General features: G+C 44.2%; 19 protein-coding genes. 15 read left to right on the plus strand and 4 right to left on the minus strand.

The genetic code is table 11. The annotated features are described in order from the left end of the window. Positions 1-625: 625 nt before the first annotated feature. Complete coding sequence (locus L2755_RS16550; protein ID WP_248981785.1) at positions 626-2,992, minus strand: phosphoketolase family protein; 2,367 nt, start codon at positions 2,990-2,992, stop codon at positions 626-628. Between the two features lie 424 nt (positions 2,993-3,416). Between L2755_RS16550 and L2755_RS16555 the strand changes: the two genes are divergently transcribed. Together L2755_RS16555 and yaaA are read left to right on the plus strand one after the other, a co-directional pair. Next, positions 3,417-4,859, plus strand: coding sequence for an alanine/glycine:cation symporter family protein (locus L2755_RS16555; protein ID WP_248981786.1), 1,443 nt, complete (start codon positions 3,417-3,419; stop codon positions 4,857-4,859). 133 nt (positions 4,860-4,992) lie between these two features. Continuing rightward, positions 4,993-5,766, plus strand: a complete 774-nt coding sequence (gene yaaA / locus L2755_RS16560) for a peroxide stress protein YaaA (protein WP_248981787.1) — start codon at positions 4,993-4,995, stop codon at positions 5,764-5,766. A gap of 65 nt (positions 5,767-5,831) precedes the next feature. On the opposite strand, the gene L2755_RS16565 is transcribed toward yaaA, so the two are convergent. Then, positions 5,832-7,232: a M20/M25/M40 family metallo-hydrolase gene (locus L2755_RS16565; protein WP_248981788.1), complete on the minus strand. Its 1,401-nt coding sequence runs from the start codon at positions 7,230-7,232 to the stop codon at positions 5,832-5,834. A 135-nt stretch (positions 7,233-7,367) separates the two neighbouring features. Between L2755_RS16565 and L2755_RS16570 the strand changes: the two genes are divergently transcribed. Then, positions 7,368-7,682, plus strand: a complete 315-nt coding sequence (locus L2755_RS16570; protein WP_202288629.1) for an ArsR/SmtB family transcription factor — start codon at positions 7,368-7,370, stop codon at positions 7,680-7,682. 204 nt (positions 7,683-7,886) lie between these two features. Here the strand turns inward: L2755_RS16570 and rpsT are convergent, their stop codons facing one another. After that, on the minus strand, positions 7,887-8,153 hold the full coding sequence (gene rpsT / locus L2755_RS16575) for a 30S ribosomal protein S20 (protein ID WP_248981789.1): 267 nt from the start codon (positions 8,151-8,153) through the stop codon (positions 7,887-7,889). Positions 8,154-8,398: 245 nt separating this feature from the next. Between rpsT and murJ the strand changes: the two genes are divergently transcribed. From murJ to L2755_RS16635, 12 genes are all read left to right on the plus strand, one after another. Beyond that, complete coding sequence (gene murJ, locus L2755_RS16580) at positions 8,399-9,958, plus strand: murein biosynthesis integral membrane protein MurJ (protein ID WP_248981790.1); 1,560 nt, start codon at positions 8,399-8,401, stop codon at positions 9,956-9,958. Positions 9,959-10,023: 65 nt separating this feature from the next. Further along, positions 10,024-10,959 carry a bifunctional riboflavin kinase/FAD synthetase gene (ribF, locus tag L2755_RS16585; protein ID WP_248981791.1) on the plus strand — a complete coding sequence of 312 codons (936 nt, stop codon included), beginning with the start codon at positions 10,024-10,026 and terminating at the stop codon, positions 10,957-10,959. A 30-nt stretch (positions 10,960-10,989) separates the two neighbouring features. Continuing rightward, positions 10,990-13,812, plus strand: coding sequence for an isoleucine--tRNA ligase (ileS, locus tag L2755_RS16590; protein ID WP_248981792.1), 2,823 nt, complete (start codon positions 10,990-10,992; stop codon positions 13,810-13,812). A gap of 10 nt (positions 13,813-13,822) precedes the next feature. Continuing rightward, a complete protein-coding gene (gene lspA / locus L2755_RS16595; RefSeq protein WP_248981793.1) occupies positions 13,823-14,335 on the plus strand; it encodes a signal peptidase II in 513 nt (170 codons plus the stop codon). A gap of 5 nt (positions 14,336-14,340) precedes the next feature. Then, on the plus strand, positions 14,341-14,763 hold the full coding sequence (gene fkpB, locus L2755_RS16600; protein ID WP_248981794.1) for an FKBP-type peptidyl-prolyl cis-trans isomerase: 423 nt from the start codon (positions 14,341-14,343) through the stop codon (positions 14,761-14,763). 2 nt (positions 14,764-14,765) lie between these two features. After that, entirely contained in the window at positions 14,766-15,695 is a 930-nt protein-coding gene (ispH, locus tag L2755_RS16605) for a 4-hydroxy-3-methylbut-2-enyl diphosphate reductase (RefSeq protein ID WP_248981795.1), read from the plus strand. A gap of 228 nt (positions 15,696-15,923) precedes the next feature. After that, complete coding sequence (gene pilV, locus L2755_RS16610; RefSeq protein ID WP_248981796.1) at positions 15,924-16,445, plus strand: type IV pilus modification protein PilV; 522 nt, start codon at positions 15,924-15,926, stop codon at positions 16,443-16,445. Between the two features lie 15 nt (positions 16,446-16,460). Then, positions 16,461-17,438 (plus strand): PilW family protein, encoded by a 978-nt coding sequence (locus tag L2755_RS16615; RefSeq protein ID WP_248981797.1) that lies wholly within the window; start codon positions 16,461-16,463, stop codon positions 17,436-17,438. 13 nt (positions 17,439-17,451) lie between these two features. Continuing rightward, on the plus strand, positions 17,452-17,868 hold the full coding sequence (locus L2755_RS16620; protein WP_248981813.1) for a pilus assembly PilX family protein: 417 nt from the start codon (positions 17,452-17,454) through the stop codon (positions 17,866-17,868). Positions 17,869-17,885: 17 nt separating this feature from the next. Beyond that, a complete protein-coding gene (locus L2755_RS16625; protein WP_248981798.1) occupies positions 17,886-21,413 on the plus strand; it encodes a pilus assembly protein in 3,528 nt (1,175 codons plus the stop codon). Between the two features lie 8 nt (positions 21,414-21,421). Beyond that, the gene (locus L2755_RS16630) at positions 21,422-21,814 is read left to right on the plus strand and encodes a type IV pilin protein (RefSeq protein WP_248981799.1); all 393 of its coding nucleotides are present in this window, start codon (positions 21,422-21,424) and stop codon (positions 21,812-21,814) included. Continuing rightward, the gene (locus L2755_RS16635) at positions 21,814-22,113 is read left to right on the plus strand and encodes a TapY2 family type IVa secretion system protein (RefSeq protein WP_248981814.1); all 300 of its coding nucleotides are present in this window, start codon (positions 21,814-21,816) and stop codon (positions 22,111-22,113) included. The genes L2755_RS16630 and L2755_RS16635 overlap by 1 nt, the downstream gene beginning before the upstream one ends. Before the next feature lie 27 nt (positions 22,114-22,140). Here the strand turns inward: L2755_RS16635 and L2755_RS16640 are convergent, their stop codons facing one another. Then, positions 22,141-22,677 carry a GspH/FimT family pseudopilin gene (locus L2755_RS16640; RefSeq protein ID WP_248981800.1) on the minus strand — a complete coding sequence of 179 codons (537 nt, stop codon included), beginning with the start codon at positions 22,675-22,677 and terminating at the stop codon, positions 22,141-22,143. Positions 22,678-22,691 lie beyond the last annotated feature (14 nt).

Raw genomic sequence — 22,691 nt, forward strand, 5'->3', positions numbered from 1 at the left:
TTTTTTTCGTAATATAGCAACTAAAGGTAGCGTGTAAATCTTGCTGTTGTATTACAGGTTAGCTTTAGGCACGCGTAATAGACATAAATATTAACTAATAGCATTAAACAATCGTCGTTGACTATAGCGACTGCCAATCAATGTGATACAAAAAAAGCTCACAACCTTAAAATGGCTGTGAGCTAGGTCCGATAACTTGCTCAATAACGAGCATGACTTGCTATAGAATAAAGCTACTGGCTTATTTCAATAGCGGAACTTTTTCGCTGCCGGTAACTTGGGCGTCAATACAGCGATTAGCTGCAATCTCGAATTAATCATCAGCTTCTTGGTAGAGAGTACAGTCATTAGCATCAACCTTATGGGGTGATGGTGTATTGGGGCACGGATCCAAATCATCATAGCCACAGGTTTTCATGGTTTTTTGATTGCAATTAGCTTTGTAGTTGTTAATACCAACCCCCGCCAACGTACCAGGGGCTCATGCCGTCTGCAGCGTCAGCTACCACTAGCATCAGTCGTAAATGTAACATTTTCCACTTTATGATTAACTTAATAGAAAAAGGGTGCTTTCCTAGGAAAGCACCCTTTTATTTAGTTTTAATACACTAACCTGATGTAGGCGTTATCGTGTCCACACCCAATTTTCAATGCTAACTGGGTCTACACCGTTAGCCTTGATATAGTTTCTGTGGTCAACTAAACGTTGCAGCATATCGGTAGTAATAGCGATATGTTGGCTTTCGTCAATGACGCCTTGCTGGAACAGTTTGTATGCCATGTCGATAACAAGGTGGTAGCGTGATGTACCGTTACGAACACCCATATCAAATGGAGTTGTCGTTGAACCTTCCTCTTCATAGCCTTTAATTCTAAAGCGATCACTACCCTTATAATCGAATACCAATTTCTTAATGGTATTTGGGTATCCGTGGTAGTTAAAGACAACGCCTTTATCAGCAGTAAATACTTCGTCCATTAACCATGGCTTGCTTTGGAACTTTAAGCTACCTAAGCCGCTGCTGGTTAGCTCTGTGACACTAACGAAACGAATACGTACACGGGGTAATAACTCTCTGATAAGTACCAGTGATGCCATTGCTTCCTGGGTAACGTAATCACCACAGCCTACAAGTACCACATCTGGGTTCTCGTCTGAAGCAAAGTCCCACACCATCACACCGTCTTTAGCCTGACGGCGGGCTTCATCGAGTGTTAGCCACTGGGGTAGTTCTTTCTTACCAGCGACTAAGATATTGAGCTTGTCTCGGTCGGCATAAGCACGTTCGGTGTAAACCAAAGTACTGTTACCGTCAGCAGGTAGATAAGCTGAGATGATCTTTGGATGCTTCTCTAACATAGCGCCCAAGAATGACGGGTTCTGGTGAGAGTAGCCATTATGATCTTGACGCTCTAACAGCGAAGACAATACTACGTTACAAGCTGGTACTGGTTTACGGAAATGTACACCTTGGCTTGCATAAACGTATTTACAATATTGGTCAGCCATTGATGAAATAACTTGCGAGAAGGCTTCATAAGTCGGGAACATCGCGTGACGACCGGTTACTGTGTAACCGTGCAGCATACCGAAGAGTAAGTTTTCTGATAGCAACTCAATGACACGACCGTCGCGAGACATATCTTCGTCCCAGCTTTCGATAGGCCACTGCCATGCACGATCTGTTTCTTCAAATACTGCTTGCAGTTGGTTTGAATAGGTCTCATCTGGGCAGAAAATACGCAGGTTACGCTGATCACGGTTGAGTTTGAACGCATCACGCATCCATTCACCCATCTTGAACATTGATAGTCCACGTTGACCACGAGGTGTTTCAGCGCCATAGGCGAGTTTTTCAAGATCTGGATTGGTTAAAGCGCGAACCACTTCACCGCCGTAGCTTAAGTGCTGACGACCACAAGCTAACTCTTTTGGCGGCATTAATGACAGAATATCTTCATCAAAAATTAGTTCGCCTTTATCGTTGATACTGTATAGCTCATCAAATTTGTAGCTGGCTAACCATGTGTTAAGCGCGTCAAGGTGACCCTTATCAGTGGCACACTTGTTGACGATAACTTGGTGAGATTCACAGTTGCCTACAAGTTTTTTACCGCCATATTCAGCAGTACCAGTCCAGCCTTTAGCGGTACGCATTAGAATGACAGGCCAGCGAGGCTTAACAACATCTTCGCCAGATCTAGCGCGCGTTTGAATGTCATTAATCATCTTATATGACAAGTCCATTGCCGCGAGCATCTGCTCGTAAACATCTTCTTCAAGCTGGTCATCGACCATGATTGGGTGGTAACCCAAGCCTCTGAATTCAAGATCTAACTCTTCGTGGCTCATTCTGCCCATACGAGTTGGACCAGAAATTTTGTAGCCATTGATATGAACGATTGGCAGAACTGCACCGTTGTTCTTTGGCGATACCAGACGGTTCGCATACCAAGATGCAGCAAGAGGACCCGTTTCTGATTCACCATCACCAATTAGGCAAGCAGCAATCAAATCTGGATTATCAAGCACTGCGCCCCAAGCGACTGAAAGTGAGTAACCAAGCTCGCCACCCTCTAGAATTTGTCCTGGCGCTTCAGGGTTTGCGTGAGAAGGGTAACCATATGCCGCAGAGAACTTCTGGCAGATATCAGTGATACCCTCTTCATTATAAGGAATAGTTTCAGGATAGAAGTGGCTTAGCGAACCTTCCATAAACAAGTTAGCTTGCACAGCAGGAAAACCGTGACCAGGGCCAACAAGGTAAACAAATGAACGATTATGCTTAGCAATCAATCTATTAACGTTAGCATAGACAAAGTTAATACCAGGACATGTACCCCAGTGACCAAGTAGTCTTGGTTTAATGTCTGTGTGAGCTAAAGCGCGTTTGTGCAGTACGTTTTGCTTCAGGTAAATTTGTGATGTCGCCAGAAAGTTAGTCGCTCTAACAAATTTCTTTAAGGAAACGATCTCTTGTTGATGTGACATAAATAACCCCATTTACGTAATCAGAAAGTTAAACAAATTTTATGTGACTTACTATATTTGTAATTTTATTACAAAAATGTGCCCTATATCTTATTTATAGAAAGTTTTTTGCACTAATAAATGTAGTAAAACTAGATGTAATGGTGATGTTATTTAGGTTAATTTTGTTGGGTGGGCTTGATGTCTTGTGTGATTTGGTTGTCAGCTAAATGATGATGTGTGAGCTGTATCACTCAGGGTTGAACCAATGCTATGCTATTTTGCAGCGCGGAATGCGACAGGCGTGGTAGTAATTTAATCACGAATAGGATACTTCAAAAAGAAAATCTGTTGTCATTTAAATACTTAGGAAGGAAAAACACAAGCCAAACCTAATTCAGTGTGAGAGCGCTCGATTATGTTTGTCATGGGGATATGAAAAATTATGTTTGAACCGTTAGTTAATGCAGTTGAATCTGCCGTCAATGCCGTCAATGGCTTGTTGTGGGGAAGCCTGCTCATTTATGTCTTAGTAGCAGCGGGCGTGCTATTTACTTTTCGTCTAGGTTTTATTCAATTCAGGTTATTTGGCCATGGTGTCAAATTGGTGATTCAAGGCCGTGAAAAAGTTAATGGCATCTCCTCATTTCAGGTTTTTTGTACCTCGATGGCAGCGCGAGTCGGTACCGGTAACATGGCAGGTGTTGCGGTCGCGATAACTGTTGGTGGTGCGGGGGCGATTTTTTGGATGTGGCTGATTGCGCTGCTCGGTATGGCTACAGCCTTTATTGAGTCAACGCTAGCACAAGTCTATAAAGTTAAAGATAGTGAAGGCCAGTATCGTGGTGGCCCCGCGTATTATATGGAAAAAGGCCTAGGTAAGAGATGGATGGGAACCTTGTTCTCTATTCTACTCATTATCGCTTTCGGTTTTGCCTTCAACGCAGCACAAGCCAATACCATGACCGATGCGCTAAACAATGCATTTGGTTTTGATAAGACGATTGTTGGTTTAGTCATAGTACTCGCATCGGCTTATATTATTTGCGGTGGCTTGAAAAAAGTCGCTCGTGCGTCTGAGTTGATTGTGCCGGTAATGGCTGTCGCCTATCTGGGCATAGCAATGGTCGTGTTGGTATTGAATATTGAGCAGGTCCCTGCCGCATTAACGCTAATTGTTAAAAGTGCATTTGGCTGGGAAGAAGCGGCTGGTGGTGCCATGGGCGCTATGTTGGCCGGTGTTGCACGTGGTCTATTCTCTAACGAAGCGGGCATGGGCAGCGCGGCAAACATTGCAGCGTCAGCGACGCCAAACCCAAATCACCCAGCCTCACAAGGTTTTGTACAGATGATAGGGGTATTTGTTGATACTATCGTGATCTGTACTGCTTCTGCGGCAATTATCTTATTATCGGGCGTGTTAGATAACCCTGGTGAGCAACAAGGTATTGGCCTATTACAGCTGGCGCTAAGCAACGAGCTTGGGGGTTGGTCTGCTTATTTCATTGCATTCGCGATTATACTATTTTGTTTCTCGTCGATTATTGCTAACTATAGCTATGCCGAAAACAACATTATGTTCCTAACGAAAAGTAAGAAGGTGCTATATGTTTTCCGTGTCCTAGTACTGGCGATGGTGATGACTGGTTCTGTGGCCTCTTTGCAGTTGGTGTGGAACTTCGCCGATGTCTCAATGGGGCTGATGGCGTTAGTTAACATCGCTGCGATAGTCATGCTGTCTAAAGTGGCTTTTGCGGTCGTGAAGGATTATGAACGTCAAATAAAGGCCGGTGTTTCGCCAACGTTTGATGCTCGTGAATTCCCGGAAATAAAGGGGATTGAATCTGGTGAATGGGCGGATGATGAGCCTGTGGCGAATAAATCCTAATATAGGGTAAACCGCTTGATGCGGTAATTTGAATTAACACAATCTAAAAAACCACGCTTTATAAGCGTGGTTTTTTTGTTTTTGATCAGTATGATTGTCTCAGTTTAACAATATCTCTGTATAGGACATCATAATGCTAATCTTGGTTTCACCTGCAAAAACGTTAGATTTCGAAAACCCAGCGGGCACTGACAGTTACTCTATACCGACGTTATTGAGTCAAAGTGAACAGCTGATTGATGTCTGCCGTACATTATCGCCGAGTGATATAGCATCGTTAATGAAAGTGAGCGATAAGATCGCTGGCTTAAACGTTGCTCGATTTGGCTGCTGGCAGCCAGATTTCACCCCTGAAAATGCAAAACAAGCCATATTCGCGTTTAGAGGTGATGTTTATACTGGCCTGGACGCCGATACCTTGTCAGAGGCTAGTCTTCAAAAAGCGCAGCAACGGCTACGTATTCTCTCAGGTCTTTATGGTTTGCTAAAACCGCTGGATTTGATGCAAGCCTATCGATTGGAGATGGGAACGCGTTTGAGTAACGACAGAGGAACCAATTTATATCAATTCTGGGGGGATATCATCACCGATGAGATTAACCAGACGACAGCGGCACAAGGCGACGAGTTCATTATTAACCTAGCGTCAAATGAGTACTTTAAAGCAGTCAAGCATAAGCAGTTAACTGCCAACCTTATCACCCCGGTCTTTAAAGATAAAAAGAACGGTCAATACAAGGTTATTAGCTTTTTTGCTAAAAAAGCCAGAGGCATGATGGTGCGGTATTTATTAGATAACAATGTCGACTCGCTAGATGCGCTGACAAAATTTGATCGTGCTGGTTACTATTACAGTGAAGCTGATTCAACAGTGAATGCACCGGTATTCTTGCGAGAAGAGCAGTAATTTATTTAGGTTTAATAAATAAAAAAGCAGCTGAGAGGCTGCTTTTTTGTGTGAGTTAACGGCGGTTATTTGATAACAATTGGCCGTAACGCGATTGTTGATTGCGCCATAAAGTAAGCAAATTGTGCATAGGCGGCGACATTTTGCTGTAGAGCTGTGGGATCAATTTTGTCCAAGGTGTCGTTTGGCGTGTGATGATAGTCGAAGTAATCAGTACCATCTTGTCTTAATGAGGCGACGGGTACACCTTGTGACGGTAACATAGAGACATCAGGGCCGCCTGAGGCTTTGTTATTGCCCAAAGCAACACCATTATTGGTCATGGGTGCTGTAAGAGCTAATAACTCGGTATAAGCAGCTTCACTGGCTCTGAAGTCAATTTGATAGATCCTCCCAGCGCCAAAGTCTGATTCTGCGGCAATGTAGTGCAAATCTAACTCAGCTTGGTGTGCTTTGGCGTAGGCTTTAGCGCCGACTAAGCCAAGCTCTTCAGCAGCATATAATACGACGCGAACGGTTCGGGCGGGTTTGACTGGCAGGTCTTGAATGAGCTTCCCCGCTGCAGTGACTATGGCCACACCTGCACCATCATCAATCGCGCCAGTGCCACCTCCCCAAGAATCCAAGTGAGCGCCAATAAGGACTATCTCGTCGGGCTTGCTAGAACCTGTGACCTCTGCAATGACATTGTAAGAGGTGGCAAAGCCTTGATTTTTGGCGGTCAACAGCAGGTTGATGGTGATATTTGCATCGCGTTTAAGCATCGCATTAATGAGATCAGCATCGGGGCTAGACATTGCAGCGGCCGGGATCCTAGTCACGCCGTCTTCATATCTCATCATACCTGTGTGTGCCATACGGTCGTGATCCGTTCCAATAGAGCGGATCATTACGGCGACGGCTCCTTTCTTTGCCGCTGCAATAGCGCCTCTTGAGCGTCCGCCAACACTTTTACCATATCCTTTACCCGTAATATGGCGTTCAGTGATGTGATCGATAAAAACAATCTTGCCTGTTACATCATCAGCAGAAGCTGCCTGCAGTGCCGCTAAGCTATCAAAGCGAATAATATTGGCTTCGATACCATTTTCAGCTGTGGCAACACTGCCGCCTAGTGCTGTGATAACTAATGATTGAGGGAAAGGGGCTACAATCGAAGCTTTGGCTTCACCACGGACCCATACAGGAACTTGTACCGGCTCTTTATAGACTTTATCAAAGCCAAGTGACTTGAGTTTTGATATCGCCCATTGCACAGCTATAAGATCTTTTTCGCTACCGGCCAACCGCGGTCCAACTTCTACAGTGAGTGATTCAACGATGTCGTAAGCCAGGCTGGAGCTGAGCGCTTGCTGCTGAAGTTGCATTATTACTTGGTCGTTAGGGGTGTTTGTTTTGTTACTTTGACAACCAATTAAACTGGCTAAAAATATGCTGGCAGCAAGTTTGAGATAGACGCTTTTCATGAGTTTCCTTTGTTTTTATTACTTATGTCCCATTTTTGAAAACAATCTAGCAAAAAGTGTGCTTCATGTCCCGACTATATCGGTAAGGCAACGCTATATTAGGCCGTCGGTTTTTTTTAGGAGAAATGGCTCGTAATGAATATAGAACTAATACAGCAACGAGCAGACCATGCCGTTGTATTATTGAAGGCGATGGCGAATGAGCGTCGCCTATTTATCTTGTGCTATCTTCTTAACGAAGGGGAAATGTGCGTTGGCGAAATGAACAAGAAATTGGGATTAAGCCAATCTGCTCTTTCGCAGCACCTTGCGTGGTTACGCAAAGACAATTTGGTTGAAACACGTAAAGAAGCTCAAACGGTATATTACTCGTTAAAGAGTGAAGAAGTGGCCGAGATCATTAAGCTACTTAATAATATTTATAGTGATAGCTTACAAACGGTAGCGTAATAGCACTAAAGACTACAAGTGAGTTCATATCTCACTTTACCGTTACAGTTTCAATCGTGGTTACAAATGGAGAGGCATGCCTCTCTATTTTTTTGTCCAAAATTTGTAAATCTAATGATTCAGAGCATGACTTAGGCATTAAACTCAAATTTCCGACATAAAAAAACCGGCCGAGGCCGGTTTTTAATTGCTCTAAACTAAGACTTAAGCAGCAAGTGCTTTAATTTTAGTGTTTAAGCGTGACTTATAACGAGCAGCCTTATTCTTGTGAATAAGACCTTTTGTCGCTAAACGGTCGATAATTGGTTGTGCTGTTACGAAAGCAGCTTTAGCCGCTTCGTGGTCGCCTGCATTAATTGCAGCAATTATTTTTTTAACGTAAGTACGTAACATTGAGCTACGGCTAGCGTTATGCTGGCGACGCTTCTCAGACTGAAGCGCGCGCTTCTTTGCAGACTTGCTATTAGCCAAGGTGCAACTCCTAAAACTGGGTTTGGTATTTTTGAGGTCGAGGAATATGCCCTATTTATGTCACTTTGTCAATGACAACGACTGAATCAGTTTGATTTACTCAAAATAATCCAACCAGCTTGGCTTTCTCCAACCTAACTCGTGTAATATAATGCACAATTCTAGCAGGTATTGCTATGAGACAATAGGGGCGGGCGCGACTTTATGCGTGATACCGTCCAATTTTTTAGCTCTCAGGGGGCGTTTTGAGCAGAAAGCTATTTAGGTCAGGCATGATTGTCAGTGCTATGACATTAATCTCACGTGTTTTAGGTTTAGTGAGAGACGTTGTTATTGCCAATCTTATGGGTGCAGGCAGTAGTGCAGATGTTTTTTTCTTTGCTAATAAAATTCCTAACTTTTTAAGACGGCTATTTGCAGAAGGTGCTTTTGCACAGGCATTTGTCCCCGTTTTAACCGAATACCAAGAAAAAAATAGTGACCAAGAGATTAGAGAATTGTTGGGGAAAGTTGCCGGAACACTCGGTATTCTCGTCAGCGTTGTAACCTTAATTGGCGTAATCGCCTCACCTGTGTTGGCGGCATTGTTCGGTGGGGGCTGGTTTTACGCTTGGTTGAATGACGCTCCTGGTGGTGAGAAGTTTGAGCTAGCAGCGTTAATGTTGAAGATAACCTTTCCCTATTTATGGTTTATCACTTTTACCGCATTGGCGGGTTCTATTTTAAATACTCGCGGGCGTTTTGCCGTTTCAGCTTTTACGCCTGTATTCCTCAATATCGCCATTATTTCTGCTGCGCTGTTTTTAGCACCTAATTTAAGCCAGCCTGAAATTGGTTTGGCCTGGGGGGTGTTTTTTGGTGGCTTGATTCAATTTTTGTTTCAAATCCCGTTTCTTCTTAGAGAAAAAGCGATTGTAAAGCCGAGCTGGGGCTGGAGTCACCCAGGTGTGACTAAGATTAGAACGTTAATGCTCCCTGCGCTGTTTGGGGTGTCGGTGTCACAAATTAACCTACTATTCGATACGTTTATTGCGAGCTTTTTAATGACGGGCTCAATCAGTTGGTTGTATTACTCTGATAGATTACTTGAATTTCCTTTGGGATTGTTTGGCATCGCGATTGCGACGGTGATATTACCCGCACTATCAAAACGTCATATTAATGCTGAAAGCGAAGGCTTTTCACAGACCATGGATTGGGGCGTTAAAGCCATTATTCTATTGGGGTTACCGGCTATGTTCGGCTTGATTATGCTGGCCAAACCCATGCTTATGGTGCTGTTTATGCGTGGTGCATTTACCTATAACGATGTTGAAATGGCATCATATAGTTTGATGGCATATGGTAGTGGACTCCTTAGCTTTATGTTAATTAAAATCTTGGCGCCGGGTTATTACTCACGCCAAGATACTAAAACGCCAGTCCGTTACGGCATCATTGCCATGGTGAGCAATATGGTGTTCAATCTCATTTTTGCTATACCATTTGGCTATGTCGGGCTGGCTATTGCAACCTCAATGTCAGCGGCACTTAATGCTTGTCTGCTATACCGAGGTTTACACAAAGCGAATGTTTATCGATTTAGTGCAGCGACAATGATGTTTGCAGTTAAAACGCTGGTTGCGGCACTGATTATGTTAACAGTTGTTTACTATTTACAGCCATCAATCACTGCTTGGTTAGATTTTTCGTTGTTGGAGCGTGGATTTGAACTTGCTAAATTGATTATAATTGCAGCAGTCTGTTACTTTATTTGCCTCGTTTGCTTCGGAATTCGCCCTTGGAAGATGAAAGCTGCAGTTTGAGTGCTGATTATAAAGACTAGCTGGTATATAATCCGCCCATTTACTCTCATGTGTCGTGTAGGATAATGGAATTAATCCGCGGTATTTATAATATATTGCCAAAGCATCATGGTTGCGTATTAACAATAGGCAATTTCGATGGTGTTCATCGTGGCCATGCGGAAGTGATTAATCGACTTGTGGCTAAAGCACAGTATTTGGGCATACCTGCTGTTGTCATGACATTTGAACCGCAACCACAAGAGTTTTTTCAGGGTGAGAATGCACCGGCTAGATTGAGCTTATTACGCGATAAACTCATGTTGCTTGATGAGCTAGCGATTGATCGGGTGCTCTGTGTGAACTTTAATAAGAAGTTTGCCGATTTTAGCGCTGAAGATTTTGTCGAACAGTTGTTGGTTAAAGCGCTCGGCATTAAGTACCTAGTGGTTGGCGATGACTTTTGTTTTGGTAAACAGCGCCAGGGTAACTTTGATATGCTGCGTAAAGCCGGTGAAAAATACGGATTTGCGGTGGTGAGTACACAAAGCTTTATTTTAGGCGATAAACGCGTGAGTTCTACGCAAGTAAGGCAGCTGCTCGCGGATGGTAAGATGGAACAAGCAAGGCGTTTGCTTGGACACCCTTTTATCCTTAGTGGCAAGGTTGCCCATGGTCAAAAAATTGGGCGGACGATAGGTTTTCCCACCGCTAATATTGCATTAAAGCGCAAGGTTACGCCTGTTAGAGGCGTTTTTGCTGTCAAGCTTTATTGGGATAATAGTGATATATATGAAGGCGTAGCAAACGTCGGTTTTAGACCAACAGTGAATGGTCAGATATGTCAGTTAGAAGTCCATCTATTTGATTTTGACGGCGACCTTTATGGTAAAGCCGTTGAAGTTGAGTTGGTGGCAAAGATTAGAGACGAGCAGCCATTTGGATCACTAGATGCGCTGAAAACACAAATTAAAAATGATGCAGACAGAGCGATAGCTCTACTCGGCAACGATGCAGGCTAATAGCTTAGCGAACAAAACGGTAAAGGATCAATGAGCGACTATAAATCTACTTTGAATTTGCCGGAAACAGAGTTTCCGATGCGTGGTAATTTGGCTAATCGTGAGCCAGAGATGTTGAAGTCCTGGAACGAGAAAGGACTGTACCAACAGATCCGTGAGAGCCGTAAAGATAGCAAGCCGTTTATATTGCATGATGGTCCTCCATATGCAAACGGTGATATTCATATTGGTCACTCAGTTAATAAAATTCTTAAAGATATTATTATCAAGTCAAAGACCATGTCTGGCTTCGATGCGCCATATATCCCTGGTTGGGATTGTCATGGTCTACCTATTGAACTCAAAGTTGAGCAAAAAATCGGTAAGCCAGGTCACAAGGTTACCGCGGCAGAGTTTCGTCAAAAATGTCGTGAGTATGCGGCTAAGCAAGTTGATGGTCAGCGTGAAGACTTTATCCGTTTAGGTGTGTTTGCTGATTGGCAAAATCCTTATCTAACCATGGATTTCAACACTGAAGCAAACATTGTCCGCTCACTATCAAAAGTTGTTGATAGCGGACATTTGCATAAGGGTGTTAAGCCTGTGCATTGGTGTACCGACTGTGGTTCTGCTTTGGCTGAAGCTGAAGTTGAATATGAAGACAAGATGTCTCCAGCTATCGATGTCGCTTTTTCTGTTGTGGATAAGAGCGCGTTGCTCGCTAAGTTTGGTCTGACTGAATACCCACATAATATCTCTATGGTTATCTGGACGACAACGCCTTGGACATTGCCTGCAAACCGAGCATTGGCTGTCGCGGCTAACCTAGAATATACCTTAGTAGAGATGGTCAAAGATGGCCAAACTCAAGCTCTGGTATTAGCTGAAGAGCTAGTTGAATCCTGTGTTGAGCGATTTGGAGCGCAGTCGCATAAAGTACTGGCTAACGTATTGGGCTCAGAGCTTGAGTTATTACGTTTTAACCACCCATTCTACGGTTTTGATGTACCGGTTATTATAGCGGATCACGTTACTGTTGATTCTGGTACGGGTATTGTTCATACCGCTCCAGGTCATGGTCAAGACGATTTCGTTGTTGGTCAAAAGTATGGTCTAGAAGTTGCTAATCCTGTCGGTGATAACGGTGTTTATAAAGCCGACACTGAGATATTTGCCGGACAACACGTCTTCAAAGCTAACAAGAGCGTAGTTGCGCTATTGGAAGAGAAGGGCGCGCTGCTTAATCATATTGCGATTAACCATAGCTACCCGCATTGCTGGCGCCATAAAACGCCGATTATTTTCCGTGCGACGCCGCAGTGGTTTATCTCAATGGATCAAAAGGGGCTGCGTACTCAAGCTCTTGGCGAGATAGCGAAAACAAAGTGGATCCCTGATTGGGGCCAAAGCCGTATCGAAAAAATGGTTGAAAACCGTCCAGACTGGTGTATTTCGCGTCAACGTACTTGGGGCGTACCAATTGCCTTATTTGTACATCGTGAAACCGATGAGCTGCATCCCGATAGCGTGTCCTTAATGGAGCGTGTTGCTAATCGTATCGAGCAAGAAGGTATACAAGCTTGGTGGGATCTAGATACTGCTGAACTGTTAGGCGATGAAGCTGATCAATACCGTAAAGTGACTGATACATTAGACGTCTGGTATGACTCAGGTTCAACATTCTCAACCGTTGTAGCCGCGCGTCCAGAGTTTAAAGGCCATGAAGTCGACCTTTATTTAGAAGGTAGCGATCAGCATCGTGGTTGGTTTATGTCATCATTGATGATCTCTACTGCGATGAATGGCAAAGCGCCCTATAAGCAAGTGTTGACTCACGGGTTTGCCGTCGATGGTAAAGGCCGCAAGATGTCTAAATCTGTCGGTAACGTGATTGCTCCCCAGCATGTCACCAATAAGCTGGGCGCAGACATTCTTCGTTTTTGGATCGCAGCAACAGATTACAGTGGCGAAATGACGGTTTCTGATGAAATCCTCAAGCGTAGCGCCGATGCCTATCGCCGTATTCGTAACACCGCTCGTTTCTTACTGGCTAACCTTAATGGCTTTAATCCTGAAACCGATATGGTAGCGGTTGAAGACATGGTTGCGCTAGATCGTTGGGCTGTTCGCCGTGCAACGGCTCTGCAGCAAGAAATTGTTGAAGCTTACGACGAATACAACTTCCACTCTGTAACACAAAAACTGATGCAGTTCTGCTCTGTTGAACTTGGTAGTTTCTACCTTGATATCATTAAAGACAGGCAGTACACCGCCAAAGACGACAGCGTTGCCCGTCGCAGCTGCCAATCGGCACTGTACCTTATCTCTGAGGCTATGGTTCGTTGGATGGCACCCATCTTAAGCTTCACCGCTGATGAGATCTGGAAGCTGCTGCCTGGTGAACGTGGTGAATTCGTATTTACAGAAACTTGGTACGAAGGCCTAACATCTGTAACGCTTGAGTCAGATGTTAGCGATGAATACTGGGAACAGTTGCTTAGCGTTCGCGCTGAAGTGAATAAGGTGATTGAAAGCGCCCGTCGTGAAAAGCAGATTGGCGGTTCGCTGGAAGCTGAAATTACCTTATTTGCTGATGATGGACTGGCTTCAGTACTGAACACCTTAGATGATGAGTTACGTTTCGTGTTACTGACCTCTCAAACTACTGTGGTTGCACTTTCCCAAGCACCAACAGATGCTATTGAGACCGAGCTTGCGACACTGAAGCTTGAACTTAAAAAGTCTACAGCAGAGAAGTGTGAGCGTTGCTGGCACCATAGAGAAGATGTTGGCCAAGTGGCTGAACATCCAACGCTATGTACTCGTTGTGTCACCAACATTGAAGGTGAAGGCGAAACTCGTCAGTTTGCATAAAGGATCTGTAATGCCCACTTCTTGGAAAGACAGTGGCCTACGTTGGTATTGGATAGTTGTGTTGGTGTTTCTTGCCGACCAACTGTCTAAACAGTGGGTGTTGTCCAGCTTTGAGCTGTATGAATCGGTAAATTTATTGCCGATATTTAACTTTACCTATGTGCGTAATTATGGCGCAGCGTTTAGCTTTTTAAGCGATGCCGGTGGCTGGCAACGTTGGTTATTTACCTTCGTTGCTGTTGGTTTCAGCATTCTGTTATCAGTATGGCTACGTCAACAGCCAAGCAAGATGTGGCGTTTGAACTTGGCATATACCTTAGTAATAGGCGGGGCGCTAGGTAACTTGGTTGATCGCTTGCAGCACGGTTTTGTGGTCGATTTCTTAGATTTCTATTGGAACACTAGTCATTTTGCGGCATTTAATATTGCCGATTCAGCAATCTGTGTTGGTGCTGGACTCATCATTTTAGATTCTTTTGTCTCTGGAAAAGATGCCAAGAAATCAGATGATATAAAGGGGTAATTCAAGTGTCAGAGATACATTCAATTTTATGCCACATGAACATCGTTCTAGAAGATGGCTCAACCGCTGAAAGTACTAAAGCGGCAGGCAAACCTGCTCGTTTTAATATTGGTGATGAAAGCCTAAGTTCAGCGTTTGAAGCAGAAATTAGCGGTTTAGCGGTAGGCGATAGCCATAGCTTTACCTTACAAGCTGCAGATACCTTCGGTGAGTCTAACCCTGATGCTGTACACCATATGGACAGGAGTCGTTTTCCTGCTGATATGAAGCTTGAAGCGGGTGTGATTGTGGCTTTTGATGGTCCTGGTGGCAGTGAAATCCCTGGTATGGTACGCGATGTGGTGGGTGACTCTGTCACTGTCGACTTGAATCATCCTTTAGCGGGTCAAGTGCTAACATTTGAACTTGAAGTGGTAAAGGTACTGTAATTATGAAAATTCTTTTAGCAAACCCTCGCGGTTTTTGTGCCGGCGTTGACCGTGCCATTAGCATTGTTGAACGCGCACTCGAGCTTTTTTCGCCGCCTATCTATGTGCGACACGAAGTGGTTCACAACCGTTATGTGGTGCAGAACCTTAAAGACCGTGGTGCAGTGTTTGTTGAAGAGTTAGACCAAGTACCTGATAACAGCATTGTCATCTTTAGTGCTCATGGGGTATCGCAAGCGGTTCGTGCAGAAGCTAAGGCACGTGGCCTAAAAGTGTTTGATGCTACATGCCCGCTAGTCACCAAGGTTCATTTACAGGTGACGCGTGCCAGCCGCAAAGGTGTTGAATGTATTCTTATTGGTCACGCTGGTCACCCTGAAGTTGAAGGCACCATGGGCCAGTATGATAATCCTGAGGCTGGCGTGCATTTAGTTGAGTCTCCAGCTGACGTGGCGAAGCTTGAAGTTAAAGATCCTGATAACTTATGTTTTGTGACTCAAACAACATTATCAATGGATGATACCGCAGACGTTATTGCATCGTTGCAAAAGAAGTTCCCGGCTATTGAAGGCCCCCGCAAAGATGATATCTGTTATGCAACGCAAAACCGCCAAGATGCGGTGCGTAATGTGGCTCAAGAGGTTGAACTGTTTATTGTTGTTGGTTCTAAAAACAGCTCTAACTCAAATCGGTTGCGTGAATTGGCACAAAAGCAAGGCACCAATGCCTATTTAGTTGATAATGCAGATGATGTTAACTCTGCATGGTTTGATGGAGTTAAACGCGTTGCGGTAACGGCCGGAGCATCGGCACCAGAAGTGCTGGTAAAGCAGGTTGTTGACGCGATAGCCGATATGGCGCCCAGTGTGATTACAGAAGTCGAAGGGCGATTGGAAGATACTGTATTTGCGGTCCCAGCCGAATTACGCTAAAAGCGTACTTTTATGAAACGTAAAAGAGGCTAAGGCCTCTTTTTTTATGCTTAAAATTCAGACACATCAGTGGTGTGAATCCTAAACTTCTCTCTTCCTTTGGGCTAATATTCGACTAAATACATATTAACCTGTATGCTAGTTAAGTTACGCTAAGTTACCGATTTTAAACACTAAAAACACAAAAGCATTGTCAAAAATATGACTAAAGCAAAGGAATTGACAGCAATGAAAAATCAACAGCGGGGGCTTTCTTTAATTGAACTAATGGTCTCTTTGGTTATTTTAGTTGTTGGTCTCATTGGTATTTTTAATCTGCATATTGTTGCCAAACGCGGTAGCTTCGAATCCTTTCAGCAAACCCAAGCTGCCTATTTAGTTAATGACATTGTTAATCGTATGAAATTAAACCGTTCTTTATTATCCTCATATACAGGCACCTACAGTGGTACGCTATCAAAACCCGCAAAATCGTGTGATGTTGCGGTAGGTGTTAATGCTACTTGCTCAACTGCAGAGACTTTGGCTTGGGATCTGTATCAGTGGCAGTCACATCTTGAGGAGCTTGATGGTGCAACTGCTTGTGTGTCAGCTTTGAGTAGTGGAAGCGTTGAGGTTGTAATGAGCTGGCGGGGAATTAGAGAGGTCATGGACGGTGGTGCAGCAACTAATAAGTCTACGCTGGCGAAAGGCTGTGGCACCGCTAATAAGCGCCGCAGAATTTATTCGCTAAAAACGGTCATCATTTAACTTATGAATAAATTTATGTCAAACCGTACTCAAATCGGCTTCTCACTCGTAGAGCTTATGGTTGCTATGGTCATAAGCCTTTTTTTATCAGCGGGCTTGTTTTCAATGTTTGCCATGTCCTCGGCTAATGTCACCACCACGAGTCAATTTAATCAATTACAAGAAAATGGTAGGGTTGCGCTAGCACTCATTGAGCGTGATGTGAGTCAATCCGGCTTTATGGCAGAGCTAACGGGGACAGACTTAACGGTTGGGAAAAACACCACTATTTCTGCACCCTCTATACCAGCCGCAAGCGATTGTATCGGTGGAGGCATCAATAACGCCAGTTTTCCTGCACCCAACAGTCCTGCCAATTTTAGAAAGATTTGGGGCTACGAAAGCGGCAATAGTACCGAGTCTTTTGCTTGCTTATCTTCGGTACTATCGGGCACCGATGTATTACAGTTGAAACGTCTCATTGGCCCGAATGTGACCACGTTTAATAGCAACTCTTACTACATGGCGACGAACCCGAGTGAAGCTATTATCTTTGCGGGCAGTCAGGGAGCGCCTTCAATTAATAATGGTCGCTTCTGGGAGTTCCAGCACCATATTTATTTTATTAAAATTGATAATGGAGTGCCTGTTTTAATGCGTCGAGTCTTGGGTGTTGGCGGCATGAAAACAGGGGCTAGCTATGAGCAGTTGGTAGAGGGGGTTGAGAACTTTCGGGTCATGTACGGCTTTGATATTAATGGTGACGATAGCGCCGATAGCTTTATGCCGGCGGAGAATGTGACCTCAACCATGTGGGATGGCTCTCCAAACCAAAGATTAGTGGCGATGAGGATCTATATCCTCGTCCGTACTAATGAAGAGGACAACTCCTATAGCAATGACAATGACTATCAGCTCGGCGATAAAACCATTGCAGCCACTAACGACGGATTTCGACGACGGGTACTGTCATCAACAATTGTTCTAGAAAATCCTATTTTGGTAGGGAACTAAAATGCGAATACAGATGAGGAAGCAAAGAGGGGTGGTGCTGTTTTTCTCTATCATCATCTTGCTGATTATGACGGTTATTGGTGTTGCACTAGCCGTTAATTCAACCCAATCGATTAGAATGGCAGGAGCGGGTTCCGAGCGAATAGAAGCCATGTCTCACGCTCATGGCGCTCAAGACCGATTAATTAGTAGCACTAATTTTACCAACTTACCCGTAACTCCTTCTACAGTGCGCGATAGTGAGTTTAGTGTTATTAGCACATTAACTCCATTGTCAGATGGTGAGGTTGGATGTGTGCGTAGCAGTCAACCCGATCAAGTAGGCATGATTTATTGTATCCCCATCGAAGTGTCTAGCCGAGTAACATTCGGCAGGAATGGCATGGGACAACTAACGGTTGTTTCGGGAATTGAGCAAGAACTTAAATGATTAACAGGAAATCAGTGATGAATATTAACCGATTTATCATCGCCATCGCCAGTGCTCTTATCATGGTGTCTGGTGTGAGTCATAGTGATGATACTGAGCTTTACGTATTTGAATCTTCAGCGCGTTCAGGCTCGCGTCCACAAGTGCTTATTATTTTCGATAACTCCGGAAGTATGGGGACATGGGAGAGCACCGAAGAGTTCTATTCTCGTGGCGAGACAGTGACTGATGGCACTAAACTTTATTATGCAAAAGGTGGTGGTCTAGTCCCGGAAGTGACGAGTAGTAACTACTTCTATAGTTCAATTAATGGCTGTAAAACATCTAAAACATACCTAACTGATTACGGTTTTTTTACTGGTTTTGTTCGAGAGTATAGTTTCACTGGAGAAAATGGCACCTGGTCTGAACTACCTGACACATTAGGTAGCACTGTTAATCAAGTCGATTGCTTCGAAGATTTCGAAACCGATTCCAGTTTACAATTTGAAAACGCGACGGCTGTTCCGAACGGTTTTCCTGTCGATAGTTTAGGCTCTAAATCCAGCCCCGTGAGCTATACGAATGTCACCAGTAGTTCATCATCAGCGGAGATATCAGCGGCAGTAGACAGCGCTTTTTTAACCAAGTTTGGTACTGGTAAATCCGTCACTATTTACACCGAACGTTACGTGAATTGGTATCATTCAAGCAAATCAAGAGATTGGGAAACGCGGATGAATATCGCTAAACGCGTGATGGAGGATACGGTGGTAACAACTCCCAGCGTTGATTTTGGACTCGCTATATTTAATTACAATACCAGTAGCAGTTCCGATGGTGGTCGAATTATTTCCGGTATAAAACGTATGTCATCCTCTGACAAGGTTGATCTCGTAGAACAGATTAATGATCTTAATTCGCAAACCAATACCCCTCTTTGTGAAACCTTATATGAGGCATATCGATATTTCTCTGGTGGTGCAGTGTACTTTGCCAAAGAAGCGGGCAGTATGACGCCAGTTCGAGACCGCACTATTGAGAGCGGAAGCAAATACATTTCACCTTTTAAGAGCACTCAATGTTCAAACCGTTCCTATGTGGTGTACATCACCGATGGCGCGCCGACACAAGATACAAAAGCAGACTACAAAGTAAAAAATATGGCTGGTTATAAATCGTCTGAAAGAGTCGATGGTAGTTATTTGCCTGCCTTAGCCAGTATTATGCACCGCAAAGATGTCAACCCTAACCTTGAGGGCGATCAGTTTGTGTCAACCTTCACTATTGGCTTTAGTGACGGCGCAGCGGATGCCGAACCTATTTTGAAAAAAACCGCAGAGCTTAGCGGTGCGAAATATTTTGCAGCAAAAGATGCTACCCAACTGCAGTCGGCACTGCAGCAGGTGTTTTCACAAATATTGGAAGTTAATGCTAGTTTCACCTCACCTTCGATCGCCAGCAATAATTTTGACAGAACTCAAACCTTTGATTCCGTGTATTACGCGATGTTTCTTCCTAATAAAGGCCCGCGGTGGATGGGCAATATTAAGAAGTTCAAAGTGACGGGGAGTGGGGATATTGTCGATAAGAATGGTGCCAATGCCATTGGCGCTGATGGAAACCTTAAAAATACTGCATGCTCCTATTGGACGCCAAACTCTGTCTGCAACGCGAGTAGCGGTGGTGGTGATGGAAACGATGTTCGAGTGGGTGGTATTGCCCATGAGTTAAGAACAACGTCAAGCCGCACCCTCTATGGGGATTTTGGCACTAACGGTGCATTGGTCAACTTTACCAAGAGTAATGCTTCATCAAAGGCAGGCGGCAATAGTGCATTAGCGAGTTATATGGGAGTTACTAAGTCGAGTTTATCGACCTACTTTGACTGGGCTAAAGGCAAAGACACTGACGATGATGATGGTGACTCTTCAACAACAGACGCTAGAGAAGACATATTTGGCGATCCACTACACTCAAAGCCGTTAGCGTTGAATTTTGGTTCTGTTGACGCGCCGGATATTCGAGTTGTCGTTGGCACCAACCATGGTTTTCTACACATGTTCAAAGATGAAGGGAGCAGTGTGTCAGAAACATGGGCGTTTATGCCTTATGAGTTATTACCTAATATTCCAGAACTGAAAGCGAATGTACCGACGGGGGTGCACTCGGTATACGGTATTGATAGTCCGCCCATCTCTTATGTTAAAACGGCCGCTAGCGGCGCAGTTGAAACAGCTTGGCTATTTGTCGGAATGAGGCGAGGTGGCAAGTCTTACTATGCACTTGATATCAGCGATCCTGATGCTCCCACCTTTATGTGGAAGATCAATTCCGATAGTCCAGGAATGAGTGAGCTTGGCCAGAGTTGGGCTGAGCCTGTCGTCACCTATATACCGGGTTGGCCCGCAGGTAATACTGAATTTTCAAAGGCTAAACCAGTACTGATATTTGGTGCGGGTTACTCTCCAGCTACCAAAGACGGAGCAGCTGTGGGCCGGCCCGATACACAAGGACGAGGTGTATTTATTGTCGATGCTGAGACTGGAGTGTTGGTACATTCGTTTGGCCCAACAGCAGGGTCTAACGTAACGCAACTGCCAGGTATCACCGACAGTGTTCCCAATTCCGTTGCCGTATTGGACAGTAATGGTGATAAATTAACCGATAGAATTTACGCCACTGATACCGGGGCTAATGTTTGGCGTATTGACTTACCCAGCGGTAATCCGAGTGATGCTAAAAAACCTTGGACTGCATTTAAGTTTGCAGACCTTGGCGGCGGGACATCGGCAACCGATAGACGCTTTTTTGCTGAAGCCGCGGTGGCTCAAACCATGTTTACTAATGTGTCAGAGGTCAGTGTCACGGTAGGGGAAGAAACGACGACAACTCAAACATATCAAAATGTTCCATACGATGCGGTGGTTATTGGGTCGGGCAACCGCCCCCATCCATTAGATCTATTGCGAAGTGATAACTTTTTTACATTGCAAGACCGAAATGTAGTGTCAAAATCTTTTAATGGACTCGATGGCAACACTGTTCCTGCTGCGCTGACGTTAAGCAATTTGTACAATGTTACCACTAACGCCCCAGCAACAGATGCTGAAAATGTCACCTTTGGCACTAAGCGTGGTTGGTATTATCAGTTCTCAGGAGCTGGAGAGAAAAGCCTTTCTGCGGCAACCATTATTCAAGGGCGGGTATTTTTTACATCCTATGTGCCAGGTGATAACTCGGTTGATAATCAATGTTTAGTCTCTGGGGTCGGCAGGTTATACGGCTTTGACCTGCATCGAGGTATTCGCTCCTATACTGAAGAATATTATGAGATGGGTGAAAGAGTGCCTGATACGCCGCAACTTGTTATACCGCCAAATGGTGAAGGCGATAGCTATATGTACTTGATTGGTATAGGAGCAGCTGGTGATAAGATGGAATATAAGGATTGTCCTGCTGGAAGCTTGAATTGCCCTCCACCACCGCCGTGTGAGTCTGGTGATAACAAGTGTGTCGGCGACGGGCCTGGAGTCAATAGAATTTACTACCACGTTGATAATTAAGGGTAATGATGAGCTGGAAAAATGGTTTCACCTTGATTGAGTTGATGGTTACAGTCGCTATTATCGGTATTTTAGCGTCAATTGCATACCCATCCTATATCGAGTACGTCGCTAAAGGCGTAAGGGCTGAAGGGCTCACTGTATTAACTGATGCTGCTAACCTGCAGGAGCAGTTCTATTTAGATAACCGCACTTATACCGCAAGCATGATCGATTTAGGCTTTGCTGTTAACCCTTTCATATCAGAGAGTGACTATTACAGTGTCAGCGCGACAATCGTCGGCACTGGAAGCTTTATATTAAAAGCGACTGCCCAAGGGGCACAGGCATCTCGGGATACGAGTTGTAAAGTTTTGGAAATTACTGAAACAGGGGCTAAGACTCCTACGGAGTGTTGGTGATGAAATGGATAATGGTTGTTAGTGTTGTCGTCGGCTTTTCCTGTTCGGCTCTAGCTGGCGAGGTGACCAAACAAGATTTTAAATGCTATGTGGAAACTACAATAGACAAGCAGGTAGTCTTTTATCGATGGGACATCAATAAAGTAGCGCGATTGATGGCTGCATTACCAGCGACTCAAACGGCGAAAAATGCGCAGGGAAACAAAGCATATATTAAGTCTGTGGCTGAATGTGTCGTTCTTGATAAAGACTTTTCAACTGAAAAAGCTCAACGTTTAGATTACAAAACAGTTCGGTAACTGGGTTGGTGTGATTGTATGTTGGGGCTAGCTGCAGTTCACCGAGCCTGTAGACAGACTAATTTTTCCTGATGTTGAAACGTCTATGCCTTTAGCATTTGAATTTGTTTTACTTGAAGGGCAATAGATAAACTGGCGTGAGCTGGCACTGGCAGCGCTTCCTGTCACCATACCTTCGGCTGAGAAGCTTATAGTGCTTAGGCTTGTTTTGATAAAGTCATTACTGTTAAAAGCATCGATAGAGCGTATTATTTGATCATCAGAGCTATCAAATGTGCCGTCAGAGTTTACGTCGATAAAAATATCGTAGCCATTGATCCAATCGGTACCACATGAAGAGCTAGACACTGGGCATAAAGATACAGTGGCCCCATAGCTGATGGCATGGCTTCTTGCTGTGATAAATGATTGTTGAATATTACTGCTTGCCGCTTCACTGCGAGAGTTATCGTAAAAATCAGTAAAAGAGGGCACGGCGATAGCAATTAATATTGCTGCAATGGCAATACTGACCATTAGCTCGATTAAGGTGAAAGCGTTGAGATAATATTTATTAAAATTCATTCGACATACTCTAT

The organism is Shewanella abyssi, from assembly GCF_023284025.1.
Classification (GTDB): domain Bacteria; phylum Pseudomonadota; class Gammaproteobacteria; order Enterobacterales; family Shewanellaceae; genus Shewanella; species Shewanella abyssi.

What these genes read in the sequence shown, in the direction of transcription:
- L2755_RS16550 (WP_248981785.1), bottom strand. Translation starts at nt 2,992, where the DNA reads ATGTCACATCAACAAGAGATCGTTTCCTTAAAGAAATTTGTTAGAGCG.
- L2755_RS16555 (WP_248981786.1), top strand. Translation starts at nt 3,417, where the DNA reads ATGTTTGAACCGTTAGTTAATGCAGTTGAATCTGCCGTCAATGCCGTC.
- yaaA (WP_248981787.1), top strand. Translation starts at nt 4,993, where the DNA reads ATGCTAATCTTGGTTTCACCTGCAAAAACGTTAGATTTCGAAAACCCA.
- L2755_RS16565 (WP_248981788.1), bottom strand. Translation starts at nt 7,232, where the DNA reads ATGAAAAGCGTCTATCTCAAACTTGCTGCCAGCATATTTTTAGCCAGT.
- L2755_RS16570 (WP_202288629.1), top strand. Translation starts at nt 7,368, where the DNA reads ATGAATATAGAACTAATACAGCAACGAGCAGACCATGCCGTTGTATTA.
- ribF (WP_248981791.1), top strand. Translation starts at nt 10,024, where the DNA reads ATGGAATTAATCCGCGGTATTTATAATATATTGCCAAAGCATCATGGT.
- ileS (WP_248981792.1), top strand. Translation starts at nt 10,990, where the DNA reads ATGAGCGACTATAAATCTACTTTGAATTTGCCGGAAACAGAGTTTCCG.
- lspA (WP_248981793.1), top strand. Translation starts at nt 13,823, where the DNA reads ATGCCCACTTCTTGGAAAGACAGTGGCCTACGTTGGTATTGGATAGTT.
- ispH (WP_248981795.1), top strand. Translation starts at nt 14,766, where the DNA reads ATGAAAATTCTTTTAGCAAACCCTCGCGGTTTTTGTGCCGGCGTTGAC.
- pilV (WP_248981796.1), top strand. Translation starts at nt 15,924, where the DNA reads ATGAAAAATCAACAGCGGGGGCTTTCTTTAATTGAACTAATGGTCTCT.
- L2755_RS16615 (WP_248981797.1), top strand. Translation starts at nt 16,461, where the DNA reads ATGTCAAACCGTACTCAAATCGGCTTCTCACTCGTAGAGCTTATGGTT.
- L2755_RS16620 (WP_248981813.1), top strand. Translation starts at nt 17,452, where the DNA reads ATGAGGAAGCAAAGAGGGGTGGTGCTGTTTTTCTCTATCATCATCTTG.
- L2755_RS16625 (WP_248981798.1), top strand. Translation starts at nt 17,886, where the DNA reads ATGAATATTAACCGATTTATCATCGCCATCGCCAGTGCTCTTATCATG.
- L2755_RS16630 (WP_248981799.1), top strand. Translation starts at nt 21,422, where the DNA reads ATGAGCTGGAAAAATGGTTTCACCTTGATTGAGTTGATGGTTACAGTC.
- L2755_RS16635 (WP_248981814.1), top strand. Translation starts at nt 21,814, where the DNA reads ATGAAATGGATAATGGTTGTTAGTGTTGTCGTCGGCTTTTCCTGTTCG.
- L2755_RS16640 (WP_248981800.1), bottom strand. Translation starts at nt 22,677, where the DNA reads ATGAATTTTAATAAATATTATCTCAACGCTTTCACCTTAATCGAGCTA.